This window comes from Proteiniphilum sp. (assembly GCF_040307845.1).
In the GTDB taxonomy this organism is placed as follows: Bacteria; Bacteroidota; Bacteroidia; order Bacteroidales; family Dysgonomonadaceae; genus Proteiniphilum.
In genome coordinates, this window is record NZ_JAWRIS010000036.1 from 126,858 (window position 1) to 146,061 (window position 19,204).

Genomic DNA, 19,204 nt, shown 5'->3' on the forward strand with positions numbered 1-19,204 from the left:
TTTTTTTATTTTTCGTATTTGCACTACTTTTTATATAGTTTGGATAAAGTTTGAAGGCTTATATTAGCTATTAATTATTTGATTTTTAAAACAGTATGACACAGGATCATAAAAACTCATACCATCGAATACAGGTTTAATTCTACAGTTTCTAAGACAGCATTTCTTGTTGTAAGTACAACTATAACATTCTGGTAAATTTTCTAACTTTAATTTTCCTCTATAAATATCAAACTTATCAGAGTACCATATGTCTTCTAAAGTCTCATTCTTCAATGATCCTATATAGAGATCTCTTATCCCAATACCATAAATACATGGATAAACATTAAAATCAGAATCCATAGCCATGATACTTGTTCCTGCAGCACAAGATATAGTATTACTGCTACTTTCCTCTTTAGTCAGATTGGTATCATTTGAATATATCACTTTGTCATTTCCAAAAACTCTGCCCAAGTTTTCTACTTTACTCCTAATTTCATCTTCTTTTCCGGGATCTATAAACAAAAACTTATTTTCTGCGGCTCTTCCCATTGATCTAACATAGCTAAATGTGATATTCGCTGCACCATAAGTATTAAATGCTTTTTCAGTTATCTCCTCTATTTGTTTGTAATTCATTGAATTAACCGATGTGGTTAAGGAGTATTTAATTCCAGCTTCTTTTAATTTTTTGAGATTTATATCCAGGCGTTTGAAACTTCCTCTTCCTCTTAGTCCTTCATGAGTTTCTTTGTCAACACCATCTAAAGAAAGACCTATCAAAACATTTTTAGCTCTAAGTTTTTCTATCAGTTTGTCATTCAATAGAATACCGTTTGTTAAAATCATCACTTGAAAACGGAATTTTAGAGATAATTCTAATATTTCCATGAAGTTTGGAATTGTGAGTACTTCTCCACCGGTAATCTTGAGCTGACTAACGCTCATGTAGTCCATCTGTTCAAATACTTTCTTGGCCAAGTCTAAATCAATTGGAGCAGGTTTTCTTAATTCGAAAGATGAGCTTTCAAAACAATGCTTGCACTTGAGATTGCAATATTTTGTAATAAAAAAATCAACTCTTTCAGGACTGTATTCAGCGAGAGACGTTATTTGATTTTTATTCCGATAAAAATTTTTTGATTCTGACGAACTCGTAGAAGACTCAACCAACAAATTGGGTATTTGGTCTTCTTTTATTATTTCAATTAGATCATCGAATTGATATTCTAATTTCTTTTCTGCATATGCTATCTGTAAATTTTTGAGGGAAATAGGATTACATTTGATTTGATTTAATATGAAAAATAGAGGGTATGTAAGTGAATACTCTGTAAGTCCAACTGTATCTATTAATAGATATTTCTTTTCCCCACGTGCTATTCGAGGGATATATCTACTATTAAGAGTGATTTTTGGAAAATCTATCATAACTTTCTTTTTATTTGTTTTTGAGGTTAGATTCGGGTGCACATTGAAAATTAATACAGACAAATTCCTTATGCACCCTGAATCATAAATAATCGTTATAATCATCGACGAAGTTTACTATCTTTAATAACACGGCAAGAAGATAGAAATAGAAAGTAACTTAGAATTTTATTTCTCTCTATCCTATATTTTATTTAAATGTTTTGATAGATTAATCGTCTTTGTATCAATACGGTTGTCATCAACTAACTTCTACGGGCTCTCCTTTGTTACAGCATTTAACAGCATATCCGTCTCCGGATATTGTGCTTGCAGGCTCTGAAGATTCTACATTTGCAACACCGCCTTCTAAAGTTTGTGCCTCGTCATTTGTAATGACCTCTTCCTTTTTCGCATCTTCTGTTTTTTTTACTTCATCTTCTTTCATAATTTTTCAATAATTAAATTGTTAATAAATAATTCACATTTTGCTGTTTTAACTTGCAAAACCACCAATCCTTTTTTCTATTCAAAAGATTGTCAGAGTTTGATAAATTGACGTCTTATTTATCTTAATATATAGTGATCACCTATATTCATTGATAATATTATTATTCTTTTTCTCTCACTGGGGAGATACTGCTCCCTGAAAACATCCAAGTCCACAAGACCGAGGTATGATATTATCATCATCAATCCCACCTTGGATATTAGTCAGTTCTTCTATATTCAATTGGTTAGGTCTTCTTGTAAATTATCTTCACCTTCTTTTTGTTCTTTAATTAAATATTTTATTTCTATACAAGAGTAATTGGATAATTCATTATATGTAGCTGTTGTGAATATTCAACAGGAACAAATCCCCTCTCTAATCCTATGTCCTACCGATCTAATATAATAATAATTCGGGATTATGAGTTGGGGCTTTCGGGCAATGAGGATCCGGGTAATCATATCTTTGTGGGCCAAACACCTTCACGACGTCAACATAACAAATCTTTTTGTAATTTTGAGTTTTGCACTTTTCAAACAATTTACAAGTAAAGCAAGGATTATTTTCAGTGTTTACTATTTCGTTTTGCTTTGGTGCAAAGAATTTGAGAGATAAATCTGAATTCCATATTTCTTTGATTGTACTATTTTTAATATCTCCTGTATAGAAATTTTGATTATAATACATCATTTCACAAAGGGTAGATTTGCCATTCGACATTATGGCCATAGAATAAGTATTTGCGACACAATTCCTGTTTTTGCAAACAAAATCATTATCATCCATATAAGGGATTTTAGAGATATGCAATTTGTTTTCCAAATTTCTTTTAATAACTGGAATGGGAGATTCTACTCCAGCTATTAGTTCTAATATATTACCCAAGGCATTATCCGTAGCTTGATAGTTACTGTAATTACCTTTAAATTCGGAGTAGAAGGCAGGAGTAATATTCCAACTCTGAATAATATCGCTGAAGTTCTCGAATATCTCAAGAGTGTTTCTGACACTTTTTAAAGTAGAATTATATTTAGTTATAACGGATTTTAGTTCCAGAAGAATCCCATATTTTTTTAAAAGGGAGAATGTGTTTTTTACTTGTTCAGGGTATTCTTTATCTCTTCTCACAATTAAATTAATCTCATCCGAAAGGAATGAGTCAATGGAGAATTGTATTCTCTCTACTCCCGTTTCTTTTAGAAATATAATATCTGCTTCCTTTAAAGGAATCTTTGTTGATATAAATGGTTGTAAATTACATTTATATAGTTTTTTTAAGACTTTTCTCCATTCTTTCATAGCAAAAATATCTCCTCCACTTATATTCATGTAGAGTGCACCCTCAGTATATGCTTGATCGATTACGCCTAAAATTGTTTCTATGTCCAGATCATCTTTGCGTGATTTATCTGCATAACAATATACACAATCGGTTTGGCATTTTGAAGTAATCATAAGGCTAATGAATAACGGGAATGCCGGCCTTTTCTTAATAAAATTATCCAATGGATGAAAATCGGTTAATGAAATGATCCTTCCGTGATTTGAATTTTTAGTAAGAAGATATGGTGGTAATAATACCGTCGTTGACTGAAATTTCATTCTCAGGAAATGTTCATTGTCTATGATCTTTCTAATAAATTCATAGAGTGAATTCTTTGAGATATCAAGATCCATATGAATTGAATTAATTGCATCATTTAGCTCATTCCCGGCAAGTCGATCTATTAGATATCCAACAATCGGGGGTAAAAGAGTAACTGGGAGAATCTTGTCATATTCTTCTTTAGATAAACGAGGCTCTTTCATATTCTTTTTTACGAGATATGAGCAATTTTCTTCATTTCTGATAGCATACTGGGAGTTGAAGTAGATTTTCATATGGATACGTATTTAAATGATACTTTAAAAGGTAGAAGATGTGTGAGCTAATCACACATCTTCTACTTGACTAACTATGAACCTGCTTTGGAAAGACAAATACAAAGTCCATCTTCTTCAAGGTCGACAGCCCCTTGAGCTCCGCCGGCAATTTCTTCGAGAGTACCATCCAGTAAAGTTTCCACATCTTTCTTTACTTCTTCAGCTGCAGTCTGTACATCGTCAGCAATTTTCTTGAATTCTTCTTTTTTCATAAAATCTGTTTTTAATAATTGATAAAATGTCCTGTTTTTTAGGACTTTATTGATATTTAGACTATTCATCTATTTCATAGTCTTTCCCGGGCGAGCCGGAACCCTGAAAACATCCAAGTCCGCAAGTTGGGGTAATTGTTTTGTCATCATCCTCAATTCCTCCCTGTATGTCGGTCAACTCTTCGATATTCAATTCGGAAGTATCTTCTTCCATATTTTCTTCTTCATCCTTTTCTTTCATAATATTCCTCCTTAAGTGATTATTTAAATTATTTTACTATCTGATGGATCATTGAATATATTATAGATTGGATTAAATATCCTCGACAGGATACTCCTGTTGGAAGTGATTATTTCGGCTTCTCCCTTCAACCCCAATTCATATTTTATCTCATTACGCGTCGTTGTCCTCAGTTTGTTGGGAAATACGATATCCACTGAATACATTTTATAAAATGGAACAAAAGAAACAGTAGAAACTTCGCCCACTAAAATTCCGAAAGTATGGGGAGGATACTTTAATAATTTTATATTGACCGTGTTTCCCGGTTCAATGCCTGCTACCTTTTCCTGAGTCAGATACATTTTACCGATAAATTTTTCTTCCTTATCTGAAATGACCGTACATATTGTATCTCCCATACTTACCACATGTGTCAAATCCCTGACTTCTCCCAGTACTATCCGTCCATCATTCCTGCTTTTTATGATATAGTTTGTCTCCCATTTTATAATACTGTTTACCATGTTTTCGTAGGCAAGTTCCAGTTGTTTCCTGTTCTTTTCCATTTCCAATTGATGTGAGACAGAAAGTTCAAATATTTCCCGGTCTATCCTTAAAATAGCCAATTCATTGTTTTCCGCATTTCTTTTTAAAATCTGTTGTTCTTTTTGAAGGAAAGCTTTCCTTTGGGAATAGTGGTTATAATCATCGTATATCATACAATTTCTAACGGCCTGTGTAAACGTATTGTAAGCTTCAGACATTTCACCCATGACCAGGTCAAAGGGAAATACTCTAAGAAGATTTGTATTGTTAGTAATATAATAACGTTCAACATTCCCAAGAATGCGGGTGAATCTTTTCACATCACTTAAACGTGCCGGATTCTGTATGATGCCGATTGTGTCGCCTTTTTTTATAAGGGAGTCATTTCTCACAAAAAACATATCAATCTTTCCACCGGAATTAGTGGTCACCCAGTTTACATTTTCAGTGTCTTCGATAATTACAGTTCCTTTGGAGACATCGGGATAACTGATAAATGTCGCACCTGACAGTATTAAGAACAATAATCCATACAGCATGTAGCTGCCGGTATGTATCAACCATGCCGGAGCATCCCCCAATATATCAGTAACACTCCTGTTATACAGTTCTATACCTGTCGGAGTATCCTTATCTGTTATATTTTTAAGCGTGTCCATACTTTTAGTTGCTTATTTCCAGTTGATTTTTTACCAGATTATAGTAATCACCTTGCATGTTGACAAGTTCCTCATGAGTTCCGCCTTCTACGATTTGTCCCTGCTTCAGCACAACAATCCTATCGGCATTTCTTACCGTGCTTAACCGGTGAGCTACGATTACTACCGTCTTACCGGCAAGGAAGTTATTCAGGTTTTCCTGGATGACCCGTTCATTATTGGTATCCAGAGCGTTCGTGGCCTCATCAAGGAAGATGTAATCAGGGTTACGGTATATCGCCCTTGCGATCAATATGCGTTGTTTTTGACCCTGGCTGAGTCCCTGCCCGGTATTTCCTATTTTTGTATTATAACGTAGAGGCAAACTTTCAATATACTCTTTTATATTAGCCATCTGTACTGCATATAGCAGGCGTTCCTTGTCTACCATATCGTCACCTTGCGCGATGTTGTTTGCAATGGTGTCATTAAAAATATATCCCTCCTGCATCACAACCCCGCAGTGTTTCCTCCATTCCTTGAAGCTTACATGCTGGAGAGAATTTTCTCCCAATAATACTTCTCCCTCGGTAGGAGGATAAAATCCCAGCAGTAATTTTATTAATGTCGTTTTTCCACTGCCACTGAGTCCGACGATAGCCGTCGTCTTGCCAAATGGAATATCAAGCGAAATGTTCTTGATAACCCGTTTTGATTTTAATGAACCGTAAGTAAAAGACACATCCTTGAAAGATAATGGTAATTCATGGCCAATCTCTTTGATATCATTCATATCATTGTGTTCTTCATCCTCTTGTCCATGAATTTCACCTAACCTTTCCAGGCTTAACCGGGCATCCTGTTCCTGTTGCATGAAAAGGACAAACTGTTCAATCGGGCCCTGCATCTGTCCAATGATATATTGGATGGAGAGCATTGCACCCAGGCTGATATTCCCGTCTATGACAGCCACTGCCGAAGACACTGTAATCAGTATGTTCTTCACTTCGTTTATTAAAACGGCTCCTACCTGTTGCCATTGCCCCAAATTGAGTGAACTTATGTTGATACGGAATAGCGACGCCTGTATGCCTTCCCATTCCCACCTCTTTTGTTTTTCACAACCTAACAGTTTAATATCCTGCATCCCGTAGATTAATTGCATCAAATTGTTTTGATGCAAGGACATCTGTTCGAAATTTTTACGGTTGAGGTCCGCCCTCCTTTTCATAAACAGTTTGATCCAGATGACATACAATATGCTGAAAACAAGGAATAATACAAATATCCTCAGGTTATAAACCGCCAGCACAATACTGAAAACAATAATTGTAATACCGGAAAAGAGAATGCTCAATACGGACTGCGTCAGGAAAGTTTCGATGCGTTTGTGATCCTCTATACGACGGATTAAGTCGCCGGCCAGTTTACTGTCGAAGAACCGCATCGGAAGTTTCATGAGTTTAATCAGGAAATCGGATATCAAGGATACATTGACACGGGCACTTATGTGCATCAGGATGGTCCGCCTGATGACCTCTATGATTGTGCGGCTCAACACAAGCACCAATTGGGCTATTAAAACCAGTTGGATAAAATTCAGGTTCCTGTGCCCGATCCCCTGGTCTACGATTGACTGGGTAAGGAAGGGTAGTAATAGTTGTAATAAACTGCCCAGGAACAATCCTATAATCAATTGTGTGACCATTTTTTTATATGGCCTTACATATTTCAAGAGGAACCAAAGCGATATACTTTCGTATTTTACCGGGTCTGTCTCATAAAATTGGGGAGTGGTTTCCAACATCATGGCCACACCTTTCTCTACTCCTCCTTGAACAGTTGTTATCCAGCAATTCCTAAATTCCTGTTCTTCATATTTCAATAGCCCATAAGCCGGATCGGCCACATAGAAAAACCATTTATCTTTTTTACGTTTGATTTTATACAAGACTACAAAATGTTCCTGGTTCCAGTGAATGATGCATGGTAACTTGGATTGCTCCTTTAATTTTTCAATGGTCGTACGGACACTTGTAGTCCTGAAACCGATACTTTCAGCAGCTTCACTTAATCCCAATAAGTTAACCCCGGTCCGCAGAATATGCGATTTTTCCCGCAATTGTTGTACGGAAAAATTCTTTCCGTAGTACTTGGCAATCATTCGCAGACAAGAGGGGCCGCAATCCATTGCATCCAATTGCTTGAAAAATGGGAAACTCATATTACATATTTTTCTGTTTTAGAACTTACTTGCATATTTTGCAAGAATAAATCGCAACAGCTACCGTAATATATGCAGTTGTTAAAGATTAAATCTCAAAATCGCCGTATAGTGAGCCAAAATTGTTACTGAATGTGATCGTATACATGCCGCATGATAAACCCGACAGCGGAATAAATGCCTGACTTTGTTCCGAAGTATTTACCGTCATTTCAAATACCGTATCGCTCATGCTATTGGTGAGCGTAACCAGCAGATTGCCTACATTTGTGTGGAATTGAACAACAATCACGTTACCCTGCACCTCAGCTGTAACGTCATTGCCTCCTTTGCGGATGCTGCCAGTTTGAAGATCTCCTTCCAATGTAATTGGATTGCTATCTTCCGTGTTTTGAACTGTTATCGCGCTTAGCATCGACATACACGATAAAAGAGTAAGTAAAAGTAATCGACTTTTCATAGTGCAAATGTTTTAAATTATGATGTCCGAAAAGTAGAATTTCCTTTTTGTGTAGGCAATAGGCTTTAGAATATTTAATGATAATGTTTGCCTATAATACTGTTATTTAGTATTATAGGTAGACTGGCATTGAGATGGCATTAAGAAATATATTTGAAGTGAAATTTGAATCTTTATCGGATTAAAAGGGAAAGTTATGTTTATAGGTATAGTAGATCGTCCGGTCTGGAACCGTTCATTTTTATTTTTTTTCGGATGGAACTCCGTAAAGTCAACACAGTATTGTAGGTGAGATTTAAAACGACAGCGATTTCATTAGGACTGAATTTTGCGTAACTCAGTATAAATATTCTGAACTCGTTATTTGAAAACTTAGCATATTGGTGCTGAATATCTTCAGAGACACCCGGATTGATTTCATTAAAAACCCGGAAAATTGCCAACCATTCCTCTTCAAAATTTTTACCATACACAATCTCGTTCAACTTATCTAATACCTTCTGAGGAGAGTCATCTTCTTTAATCGAGTTATTCAGCAGTGCCACCTTTTTAACGGTGTCGAATTTATCCATCATTAAACTGCGTATCTTTCTGTCTTTATCGGACTCATAATTACTATGTAACCGTTTCAAATCATCCGCCATATTACGAAGAATATTGATCTTTTGTAGTGCCAGGATATGTTTCTTTCTTTGTTTAAAGGTATATAAAGAAAATGTCAAGGCTCCCATCAAAATTACAATTATAAGAAGGGTGATAAATCGCTCTGCTTTTGTGAATTTGTCGTCAAATTGTTTTTGCTGTAATTCAAAATTGTATTTCTGTTGTACTTCATAAATAGATTGCCTGTTTCGCTCATTCATAATCTCAATCAACACATTGGTGTATTTTTGATTGTAATCAAACGCTGTTTCGTAATTGCCATTTTCTTTTTCGACTGATGCCAGAAACTCATATGCACTTGCCTTTAAAGTATTGTTATCGATTGTACTGATGCTTTGGTATAATTTATGGGTATAGAAAATTACAGAATCCACCTGTCCTTGATACCTAAAAAGCCGGGCAAGATTTAAATAATAGCGGGGTATTTCAATACTATCCGGATTAAATTGAAACGACTTGCGTAGATATTTTTCCGCTTTTTTGTATTGCTTGTTCTCTCTAAAAGCTACACTCAGATTTTGAGATAAAAGACTTTGTAATTTCGTGTCATTCTTAGACTCAGCTATCTCCAAACCTTCATGGAAATACTGAACCGCACTGTCATTTTCACCTGACAACAAAAACATCCGCCCGATAGCACTAATACTAATCGCCTGTTTTTCATATAGTTTTTCAGGAGATTGTGCATAAATATGTTCCGCATTTTTATAGTGGTCTATTGCTTTAAGATATAATCCTTGACCGGCAAGCAAATCACCCATATTGTATTGAACCAGTCCTTTTAGACTTATATCTCCGGCTTGTGATGCATACTTTTCGGCCTCTATATACTGCTGCATTGCTTCTTTGTATTCCTTTCGTTCACGATAAACGCATCCGCTATAAAACCAGGCTAATATTGCAAGTTGAGGATCTTTCCTGCCGGTTGAGTAATAATCTCTTGCCTGAAAAATCAACGTATCCTCAACTATGGGGCGGTTGACCTTATATTTTACCTGTACCTGCCTTACCAGAAAACGCATATAATTTTCGTGATTCAGGCTCTTTTCCGGATAAAAAAGGGAATCGATAAGAAGCATGGCACTGTCAGGGTAAACCTCAATGAGCCGCTCCGCCTCTTCCAGTAAATCGGAGGCCTCCGGCTGTGGGTTATTACAAGCTAACAAATAGCTTAATCCGAAGCAAATGAAAGTTATATAAAATATACGCTCCATAATTGTGTCAGATTTAATCGTTGTTGTTGTTTTCTGCAAATTTAACCCTTTTTCTTACAAATTGAAGTTAAAAAGCTATCAAAAAAATATTTTTTGAAGGTATGTCGATCGTTAAGATTGTTCAAATTAATTTTGAGATATCACCTCTGAAGTAACCTGTTAGGGTTGAATTGGAGAAAAAGGATTATCTTTGTACAACAAAAGCAGCGGAATAGTTGTTACTAACTGCCGGGGGTTTTGCCTTCCGGAAGAAATATATCCCTATGGCTTAGGCCGCATGTCACGAAGAAAGGTGCATGTAAATAAATAGAACAATTATGCAAGAATTAGATCAAGATCAGATATTAAATGAGTTAACTACCCAGGACTATAAATTTGGTTTCACCACTGACGTGGAGACCGAGGTCATTGAGAAAGGGTTAAACGAGGATGTTATCCGGTTAATTTCGGCAAAAAAGGGAGAACCGGAATGGTTGCTCGAATTCCGTTTGAAAGCTTATCGTCACTGGTTGACGATGGAAATGCCGGACTGGCCACATCTGAAGATTCCGCAGATTGATTACCAGAACATCATCTACTATGCCGATCCAACAAAAAAGAAAAGTCTGAAAAGCCTGGACGAGGTCGATCCGGAATTGTTGAAGACTTTTGAGCGTTTGGGTATTCCTCTAGAAGAACAGAAACAACTTACAGGGGTAGCAGTAGATGCCGTGATGGACAGCGTCTCCATCAAAACCACCTTTAAAGAGGTACTGGCCGAGAAAGGGATTATCTTCAGCTCGTTCAGTGAAGCAGTAAAGCACCATCCCGATCTGGTAAGGAAATATCTAGGGACAGTGGTTCCCTATAAGGATAATTATTTTGCGGCATTGAACTCGGCGGTATTCAGCGACGGTTCATTCGTATATATCCCGGAAGGGGTACGCTGCCCCATGGAGCTTTCTACCTACTTCCGTATCAATACGGCCAATACCGGACAATTTGAACGTACATTGATTGTGGCCGATAACAACGCATACGTGAGCTATCTTGAAGGATGCACCGCTCCCATGCGTGACGAGAACCAACTGCATGCGGCCATCGTGGAGATTGTCGCGCTCGATCATGCCGAAGTAAAATACTCTACCGTACAGAACTGGTATCCGGGTGATAAAGAAGGAAAAGGAGGTGTCTATAATTTCGTCACCAAGCGGGGTATCTGTAAAGGGGCCCACTCCAAAATTTCCTGGACCCAGGTGGAAACCGGATCGGCCATCACCTGGAAATATCCTTCCTGTATCCTGGCGGGTGATTACTCGGTGGGAGAATTTTATTCGGTTGCGGTCACTAACAACTATCAACAGGCCGACACCGGCACCAAGATGATCCATATAGGAAAAAATACCCGTAGCCGTATCGTCTCCAAAGGGATCTCGGCAGGTAATAGCCAGAACAGCTATCGGGGATTGGTGAAGGTGACCCAGAAAGCGGAAAATGCACGTAATCACTCCCAATGCGACAGTCTGCTGCTGACCGATCATTGCGGCGCCCACACTTTCCCTTATACCGATATACAAAATCCTACGGCAATACTCGAACATGAGGCGACCACCTCCAAGATCAGCGAAGATCAGGTCTTTTATTGCAACCAACGCGGATTGGGTGAAGAAGAGGCCATCGGGCTGATCGTAAACGGATATGTGAAGGAAGTGGTGAACAAACTCCCGATGGAATTTGCCGTAGAGGCGCAGAAATTACTCCAGATCAGCCTGGAAGGAAGCGTAGGATAAAGGAGTTAATATTACCAATTGATCGGATCCTTGCCGTGGGCCAGCAGGTAATCGTTGGTGCGGCTAAAATGCTTATTACCAAAGAATCCTCTATGCGAAGAGAGTGGCGAAGGGTGTGGAGATTTAAGCACAAGATGCTTATTCGCATCAATGGTTGCCCCTTTTCGCTGGGCATAAGCACCCCAAAGGATAAAAACCAGATGGTCGCGCTCTTCGGCAAGGCATCGGATGACGGCGTCGGTATATTCTTCCCATCCTTTTCCCTGATGTGAACCGGCGCGATGTGCCTGCACTGTAAGGGTGGCATTCAACAGAAGCACTCCCTGTTCCGCCCATCGTGTCAGATCACCCGACCGGGGTGCGGGTATTCCCAGATCATCCTCAATTTCTTTATAGATATTCACCAATGAAGGGGGAATCTGTACTCCTTCATTCACCGAGAAACACAAACCATGCGCCTGTCCCGGTTCATGATAAGGATCCTGCCCCACTATGACTACTTTCACCTTGTCAAAAGGGCAGCTGTCGAATGCATTAAAAATCAGCTTTGCCGGTGGATATACGGTTTTGATAGTATACTCTTTCCGCACAAAATCGGTCAATGTCCTGAAATAAGGTTTCTCAAACTCCTGCTGAAGATGTTCCTTCCAGCTTTCCTCTATTTTTACATCCATACTTTGTTATGTCTAATGAAACTACTAAGGTATGAAAAAACTAAGAACTAAAAACTAAAAACTAAAAGTGAATAATGAAAAATTACCCAAGCACTAAAAGAGAGAAAGACCACGAAATAACACATAAAAATGGGGATCAGATGAGAAAGACTCCTTGTTTTCTGGCTTCGTCTTTCATCTCACGGGGCCAAAGACTGGCCTGTATTTCTCCTATGTGTGCTTTGCGGAGATAATACATACAGAGCCTCGATTGTCCGATTCCTCCACCGATGGATAGAGGTAATTCTCCCTTCATCAGGCGTTGATGAAAATAGAGCGACAACCGGTCTTCCTTTCCACGCAGTTCCAATTGTCGCTTCAAAGCGGCAGGATCTACCCGGATACCCATGGAAGATAGCTCTACCGCCTTTTCCAGTACAGGGTTCCAGACCAGCAGGTCGCCGTTTAGTCCCAGATAACCGTCGCTGTTGGGTGTACTCCAGTCGTCGTAATCAGGGGCGCGCCCGTCATGCAGTTCACCGTTGGACAAGGGGGCACCGATGCCCAACACAAATACCGCACCATATTCCCGTGTGACGGCATCCTCCCTCTGCTTGGCATCCAGAGCAGGGTATTTGCGTAACAATTCTTCCGAGTGGATAAATGATATTTCGCAGGGTAGCTGCGGTTTTATGGCAGGAAACAACTCATACACAAGGTATTCGGTACGGAGCATGGCGGCATAGATTCGTCTGACTATCCGCTTCAGGAATTCTACCGTCCGGTCTTTTTCTCCTATAACCAGTTCCCAGTCCCATTGATCCACATAAAGCGAATGAAGGTTGTCCAACTCTTCATCGGCACGGATTGCATTCATATCGGTATATATCCCAAACCCCTCTTCTATCTCATAATCAGCCAGAGTCAGCCGTTTCCATTTTGCCAACGAATGCACTATTTCCGCGTTCCGGTCGTTCATATCCTTGATTGGGAACCGTACCGGCCGCTCCACGCCATTCAGGTCGTCGTTGATACCTGTTCCGCTCTCCACAAAAAGAGGTGCAGTGACACGGCGAAGACGCAACTCGGAAGAGAGATTAGCCTGAAAAAAATCTTTTATGCTTTTAATTCCCAGTTCTGTCTGCTTCAGGTTCAGAAGCGGCGCATAACCGGCAGGGATTTGTAGTTTTGACATATTACTTCAATGTGAATTTAGATTTTGAATCCACAAAGGTATGACTTTTATTCATTTTGTCAAACAATAACCCTCAGAAAACATCATTATGATAGATTTAGAGTTAAAACGAAAGCAAATATCATAAAAATATACTGTTAAACAATCATTTTCCCTACCAGATCATTCACTGAAGAGATATGGTGCCGGTCGAGATAGTCGTTGATACCCTCCACGATTTTGACGGAAGCCGTAGGATCAATAAAATTATAGGTACCCACTTGTATCGCCGTAGCTCCGGCCAAAATAAATTCAATGGCATCCTGCCAGTTACATATCCCTCCCATCCCGATGATGGGGATCTTCACCGCATTAAACACTTCCCATACCATGCGTATGGCAATCGGCTTGATACCGGGGCCTGAAAGCCCTCCTGTGATGGTGGATAATTTCGGCCTGCGACTCTCCACATCGATAGCCATTCCCAGAAAAGTGTTGACAAGCGACACGGCATCTGCCCCCTCGTCTTCCACACCACGGGCAATTTCAGTGATATCAGTCACGTTGGGGGATAATTTCACAATCAATGTTTTGGGGAATACTTTACGTACTTCCCTGGTCACTTGGGCTGCCGACTGGCAGGAAGTACCAAAAGCCATGCCGCCTTCCTTTACATTGGGACAGGAGATATTCAGCTCGATAGCCGGCATCTTGTCAAGATCCGCCAATTTCCCGGCACAAGCCACATAGTCCTCTACGGTAGATCCTGATACATTCACGATCATGTGAGTATCATACTCTTTGATGACCGGATAGAGATGTTCTACAAAATAATCCACCCCCTTATTCTGAAGTCCGACGGCATTGAGCATGCCGGAGGGCGTTTCAGCCATCCTGGGATAATCATTACCTTGCCTGGGGGCAAGGGTCGTTCCCTTCACAAAAATACCTCCCAGACGTCCTAAATCGATAAAATCGGCATATTCCGTTCCATACCCGAATGTGCCGGAAGCGGTCATCACCGGATTCTTCAGTTTTAAATCCCCTATATGTACTTCTAATCCAGCCATGTTGAGTTTAATTTCATTACACGTAATTTATACCCAATTGAAGTTTCGTAAGTCGTACGTTTGCCACTAAATCGTTCATCTGGCAATATTTTGTGCCCCATTTCAAATTTACATGTGAAACATACATTACCAAAATAGTTCTTTTATATTAAAGACAGGCCCCTCGGTACAGGTGCAGATATTTCCCCTGACAGTCTTTTCCACACAGCAGAGGCAAGCACCAAAACCGCATGCCATCAGGTTTTCGAGTGATACCTCGCATCCAACTCCATGCTCATGGGCATATTTTGCCACGGCCACCATCATTGGTCTCGGGCCACAGGTGTAAATAAAATCATATTTTTTTTCTTTGAGGACAGAGTGATGGGTGACAAACCCTGTTTCACCTAAAGAGCCGTCTTCGGTTGTACAATAAAGTGACCCGTACCGCTCAAAATCCGCCCGTTGCAGGATATCTTCCGCTGAACGTCCGCCCAGCAGAAAATCGGGTTCAATACCGACCTCATTCATTCTCTTACCCAAGAAAAGCATGGGCGCAGTACCTACCCCTCCACCCACAAGAAGATACCTGCCATTCCTTTCAGGCAGGGTAAAAGAGTTTCCCAGCGGAGAGATCAGGTTTATGATCCCACCCGCCGGAATGCTGCATATTTTCTCCGTGCCTTCACCTACTTTCTGGACCAGAAGCCATATCTCATTCTTCTCCTTATCAACAAAATTGATAGATATGGGTCTCCTTAAAAAGACATGGGGCGAATTATCCACGAGAATCTGTACAAACTGCCCGGGATGCATTTCCGGCAATATTTCATTGCGTGCCGGTGCAACCTTTATCAGGTGATTGTGATCATTCAGGGCCTCATTGGAGCGAACAGTGAAATCGAGTACTTGCATCTGAATTATTTAAAGTACAAAAATACATCTAAATTTCTATTCTGCCAACGGGCATTGAGAATAGGTCACTCCTTTTCCGGGACTATCCAGAGGAATATGGATTTACCATCCACCGAAATTTGTCCGTCCGGTTTCCAGTTGCCCATATCAAAAGCATGGGAAACTACACGGCTACCAGGCTTCATCTCAGACAATATTTTGGGCATCAACTTCAGATTGACATCCGGTAAGAGATAAAGGGTCAGTACCGAAGCCTTACTGAAATCGAAATCAAAAAGATCGCCTTCGTAGAATGTCACTTTGTCTTCGACTCCCGCCTCCCCGGCATTCTCGTTGGCTTCTTTAATCCTTTCCGGATTAAGGTCCACCCCTATACCGGTGGCTCCATATTTCTTTGCCGCAGTGATGACAATGCGTCCATCACCGCATCCCAGATCATACACTATATCTCCCTTGCCTACGTTGGCAAGATCGAGCATACCTTCCACTACCTTCTGCGGGGTAGGCACATAAGGCACATCCAACTCAATTTGCTGTGCATTGAGCTGAAGCGCTCCGCACAAAAACAGGAATGTAATAAGAAAATTCATTGATTTCATACGATTTTTTTTCATTTCGTTGTATGGAACTCGCGATAATCATCAACTTGGGTGAATGATGTTCATGCTCGTTTCATAGGTTTTAACTTTTTAAAATTTGATTAACTATCGAACAACAACCGAACAACAACCGAACAACAACCGAATAACTACTGAATAACTACTGAAAAAAAGAGACTCCCCATCCGACCAATAAGACGGCTACTCCCACCAGTGCACCTGTTCCGGTGACAGAAAGGCTGGAATAGAGCATATAGGCACAAAGAGCGACAAACAGAAACGGGATAACCGGATACAACGGTACCCTAAACGGGCGTGGAACATCCGGTTGTTTTCTTCTCAGCACGAACAGGCTTAAACCGGTACATAGAAAGAAAAACCAGAAGACAGGTGCGGTAAAATCGACCATGGCTTCAAAACCGTTTCGGGTAAAAGCTCCAAAAACGATCAGCACCACCGCAATCAATCCCTGCAATATCAATGAATTGACAGGCGATGATTTTTTCTTGTCCCATTTTCCCAGAAATGCCAGTGGAGAGAAATCCTTTCCCAGCGCATAATTAGCTCTCGCCCCTGTAAAAATGGTCGTATTAAGGGAGGTAAGAGCAAAAAGAGAGACCAGCAAACCGATCAGGATCACCCCTCTTTCTCCCAGCGTAGCCCGCATCATATCAATCCCCACCGCTTCCGATGCTGCCATTCCGCTTAATCCCAGCACATTCAGGAAGGATAGATTCATCAGCAGATAGATCAATGTGATAATCAGAACACTGATAATCAGCACGAACGCCATTTTCCGACTGCCGGTCTTCAACTCGGCTGAAATATACGCCGCTTCATTCCAGCCACCGAATGTCAACAGCACAAAAATAAGTGCCAGTCCTATTGATGCATTGGATGAGACACCGGGATCAGCAACCTGCACAGGTGACTGGACTGTGGTGGGTTCTACTAAAAATCCGGTCAGGACAATAATCAGAATTCCCACAATCTGCAAAGCCATGAACAACTTCTGAAAACCTGTTCCAAAACGGATACCTGATATATTTACCAACGTAAGGAAAACCACAATGGCTGCAGCGTAAAAGGCGGAAGAATAAGCTCCCAAAGGAAGGAGTTCGGCCAGGTAATCACCCGCTATATAGGCCAACAGGGCGATGGATCCTGTTTGTGTGACCGTAACGCGGGACCATGCAAATAAAAAGGAGAATCTTTTTCCGAAAGCGGTCTTCAGGAAGTGGTAATCACCGCCGGCATTGGGGAAAGCCGCACTCAATTCGGAATAACAAAGAGCACCGGTCAGGGAAACGCCCCCTCCCAATATCCACGCGGCAATAAACCAGAATTGATCGGGAGAATTGGCTGCAACAACCGAAGGGGTTCGGAAAATTCCTGCACCAACCACAATTCCCACGATAAGGACAATTGCGTCAATCAGCCGTAATACGGGTGCCGGAGCAGCCAGGTCTGTATGTCGATCTTCTTCTTTCATCGGCAACACGTCTTAAAGTATGTCCGGTGGTTATGTATTATACCATACCAAAGAATCAAAGATATGAATATTCACAGCAAATAAAAACACCCTTTTCAATGTTTAACTTTTTTATGAAGCTATTCCGAAAAGGAAAACAGGTAGATTGCGACGCTTAACATGGCATACTCAAAAAAGAGTAAACTATTTCATGTGAGGACCGAATATCTCAAAAGTGTTATCATCATAATAAATAATTATTTGGGTGATTTTTCGATCATTGTTTTTATAGGACATAATAACCTCTTCTTCAGATGTATAACTATTATTATTTAGCTGTTTAAAACCAATTTCTTTCGATTTTTCAATGGGTTCCGCTGTTCTGCCCATATCCGGCGTATCCTGATGGAATAAATCAGGCTCTACCGAAGCAGAATTGCCCTTGTATTCCTCTTTGTACATATTACCGGTACCATTGATCAACCATTCACTATTGATGTAATTCATTTCACCCAGGATCCTGGTGACCACGTCGAGGCTGGGATTATTTCTACCATTCAGAATATGAGATATGATAGCCCGGTTGATCTGCAACCTGTCTGCAAATTTCGCAGGTGTCAGGTTTTCTTTTTCCATGATTAGTTTAATACGATCCTTCATATAATCATTATTAGGCGTTATTAGGATGAAATATTCTATCTGAGTACAAAAGTAACGATACAAATGTATAACAAATTATCCACAAATGGAAACAAGAGTCCGATAGATTTGTAAATTACAAATGTTTATGTTTTGGTTTACAAATCTACCCGGATAAAAATGCCAATTCTAAACCACTCTCTATTACTATTAAACTATTTATTTATTCAATAATAACAAACAACTCATATACAAATATTTAAATATAATAAAATGCTATTTTTTAACACTGAGACAGCCAATATCCAGTTTATATCCATCATATCTGTTTTTAAAGTTCATATATTTCGAATAATAATCTTTTATATAATAATATACCTATTATATTATACTCTGATATTGAACTGTTAATCCATGGAATATAGAAATGTAACATTTATCGTTTGATGCTAAAAATATACTTTAAACAAATGTATGCCTCACCCTTATTTACTTTTGTAAAGCGAATTATTGAGTTATTAGTGTACATTTGTTAGTTAAAAAATGTCATGAATGTAATTTACAAATTCATTTTCCGTGAGAATCATATAAATTCATACTGATGTAAGAAAGATATTGAATAAACTTGCTCCCAGAGACTTAAAACAAGCATATCTATCTGATATATAGATAATTGATAGCTATTTTTTATGTGTATATTTTGCTCCTGAAAAAAACAGAGGGAAGAATTGAACTGTTTGTTCTCCATCACTGTTTAATAATGGGACTATTCCGATAAGAATATAATAGATGAAACTTGTTTAGAATGTTTTTTATCTGTTGAACATAGAGAATACCCCAATGCAATAATTAAAACAGATTGAATATGCGATTAATTAGTATAAAACTTTGGGCTGTCATATTATTAACTTTTACCACCATACAATGTAATGGCAGGGAAAGAC

The 19,204-nt window shown here is 39.3% G+C and carries 17 protein-coding genes; 1 reads left to right on the plus strand and 16 read right to left on the minus strand.

The genetic code is table 11. The features are described from left to right. Positions 1 to 63 precede the first annotated feature (63 nt). The 9 genes from ABV001_RS08870 to ABV001_RS08910 all read right to left on the minus strand — a co-directional run bounded on the left by ABV001_RS08870 (position 64) and on the right by ABV001_RS08910 (position 10,030). The gene (locus ABV001_RS08870; protein ID WP_352422465.1) at positions 64 to 1,416 is read right to left on the minus strand and encodes a radical SAM protein; all 1,353 of its coding nucleotides are present in this window, start codon (positions 1,414 to 1,416) and stop codon (positions 64 to 66) included. 241 nt (positions 1,417 to 1,657) lie between these two features. Next, positions 1,658 to 1,843 carry a hypothetical protein gene (locus tag ABV001_RS08875; RefSeq protein ID WP_352422466.1) on the minus strand — a complete coding sequence of 62 codons (186 nt, stop codon included), beginning with the start codon at positions 1,841 to 1,843 and terminating at the stop codon, positions 1,658 to 1,660. Between the two features lie 441 nt (positions 1,844 to 2,284). Beyond that, on the minus strand, positions 2,285 to 3,697 hold the full coding sequence (locus ABV001_RS08880; protein WP_352422467.1) for a radical SAM protein: 1,413 nt from the start codon (positions 3,695 to 3,697) through the stop codon (positions 2,285 to 2,287). Between the two features lie 146 nt (positions 3,698 to 3,843). Continuing rightward, the gene (locus ABV001_RS08885) at positions 3,844 to 4,023 is read right to left on the minus strand and encodes a hypothetical protein (RefSeq protein ID WP_352422468.1); all 180 of its coding nucleotides are present in this window, start codon (positions 4,021 to 4,023) and stop codon (positions 3,844 to 3,846) included. A 61-nt stretch (positions 4,024 to 4,084) separates the two neighbouring features. Further along, the gene (locus ABV001_RS08890; protein ID WP_352422469.1) at positions 4,085 to 4,264 is read right to left on the minus strand and encodes a hypothetical protein; all 180 of its coding nucleotides are present in this window, start codon (positions 4,262 to 4,264) and stop codon (positions 4,085 to 4,087) included. 23 nt (positions 4,265 to 4,287) lie between these two features. Beyond that, positions 4,288 to 5,451: an HlyD family secretion protein gene (locus ABV001_RS08895; RefSeq protein ID WP_352422470.1), complete on the minus strand. Its 1,164-nt coding sequence runs from the start codon at positions 5,449 to 5,451 to the stop codon at positions 4,288 to 4,290. 4 nt (positions 5,452 to 5,455) lie between these two features. Next, positions 5,456 to 7,654 (minus strand): peptidase domain-containing ABC transporter, encoded by a 2,199-nt coding sequence (locus ABV001_RS08900; RefSeq protein WP_352422471.1) that lies wholly within the window; start codon positions 7,652 to 7,654, stop codon positions 5,456 to 5,458. An 88-nt stretch (positions 7,655 to 7,742) separates the two neighbouring features. Continuing rightward, on the minus strand, positions 7,743 to 8,114 hold the full coding sequence (locus ABV001_RS08905; RefSeq protein ID WP_352422472.1) for a DUF3244 domain-containing protein: 372 nt from the start codon (positions 8,112 to 8,114) through the stop codon (positions 7,743 to 7,745). Between the two features lie 200 nt (positions 8,115 to 8,314). Then, positions 8,315 to 10,030 (minus strand): tetratricopeptide repeat protein, encoded by a 1,716-nt coding sequence (locus tag ABV001_RS08910; RefSeq protein ID WP_352422473.1) that lies wholly within the window; start codon positions 10,028 to 10,030, stop codon positions 8,315 to 8,317. A 278-nt stretch (positions 10,031 to 10,308) separates the two neighbouring features. Here ABV001_RS08910 and sufB point away from each other — a divergent pair, with 278 nt between their 5' ends. Beyond that, positions 10,309 to 11,760 (plus strand): Fe-S cluster assembly protein SufB, encoded by a 1,452-nt coding sequence (gene sufB / locus ABV001_RS08915; protein WP_352422474.1) that lies wholly within the window; start codon positions 10,309 to 10,311, stop codon positions 11,758 to 11,760. An 11-nt stretch (positions 11,761 to 11,771) separates the two neighbouring features. Here sufB and ung read toward each other — a convergent pair whose 3' ends face one another. The 7 genes from ung to ABV001_RS08950 form a co-directional block, all read right to left on the minus strand. After that, positions 11,772 to 12,434 (minus strand): uracil-DNA glycosylase, encoded by a 663-nt coding sequence (gene ung / locus ABV001_RS08920; RefSeq protein WP_352422475.1) that lies wholly within the window; start codon positions 12,432 to 12,434, stop codon positions 11,772 to 11,774. A gap of 136 nt (positions 12,435 to 12,570) precedes the next feature. Then, positions 12,571 to 13,608 carry an aspartate--ammonia ligase gene (asnA, locus tag ABV001_RS08925; protein WP_352422476.1) on the minus strand — a complete coding sequence of 346 codons (1,038 nt, stop codon included), beginning with the start codon at positions 13,606 to 13,608 and terminating at the stop codon, positions 12,571 to 12,573. A gap of 137 nt (positions 13,609 to 13,745) precedes the next feature. Beyond that, on the minus strand, positions 13,746 to 14,657 hold the full coding sequence (locus ABV001_RS08930; RefSeq protein WP_352422477.1) for a dihydroorotate dehydrogenase: 912 nt from the start codon (positions 14,655 to 14,657) through the stop codon (positions 13,746 to 13,748). A gap of 126 nt (positions 14,658 to 14,783) precedes the next feature. After that, positions 14,784 to 15,557: a dihydroorotate dehydrogenase electron transfer subunit gene (locus tag ABV001_RS08935; protein ID WP_352422511.1), complete on the minus strand. Its 774-nt coding sequence runs from the start codon at positions 15,555 to 15,557 to the stop codon at positions 14,784 to 14,786. Between the two features lie 59 nt (positions 15,558 to 15,616). After that, complete coding sequence (locus ABV001_RS08940) at positions 15,617 to 16,150, minus strand: SAM-dependent methyltransferase (protein ID WP_352422478.1); 534 nt, start codon at positions 16,148 to 16,150, stop codon at positions 15,617 to 15,619. A gap of 160 nt (positions 16,151 to 16,310) precedes the next feature. Continuing rightward, positions 16,311 to 17,642 carry an APC family permease gene (locus ABV001_RS08945; RefSeq protein ID WP_352422479.1) on the minus strand — a complete coding sequence of 444 codons (1,332 nt, stop codon included), beginning with the start codon at positions 17,640 to 17,642 and terminating at the stop codon, positions 16,311 to 16,313. Positions 17,643 to 17,825: 183 nt separating this feature from the next. Next, the gene (locus tag ABV001_RS08950) at positions 17,826 to 18,281 is read right to left on the minus strand and encodes a helix-turn-helix domain-containing protein (RefSeq protein ID WP_352422480.1); all 456 of its coding nucleotides are present in this window, start codon (positions 18,279 to 18,281) and stop codon (positions 17,826 to 17,828) included. Positions 18,282 to 19,204: the final 923 nt, after the last annotated feature.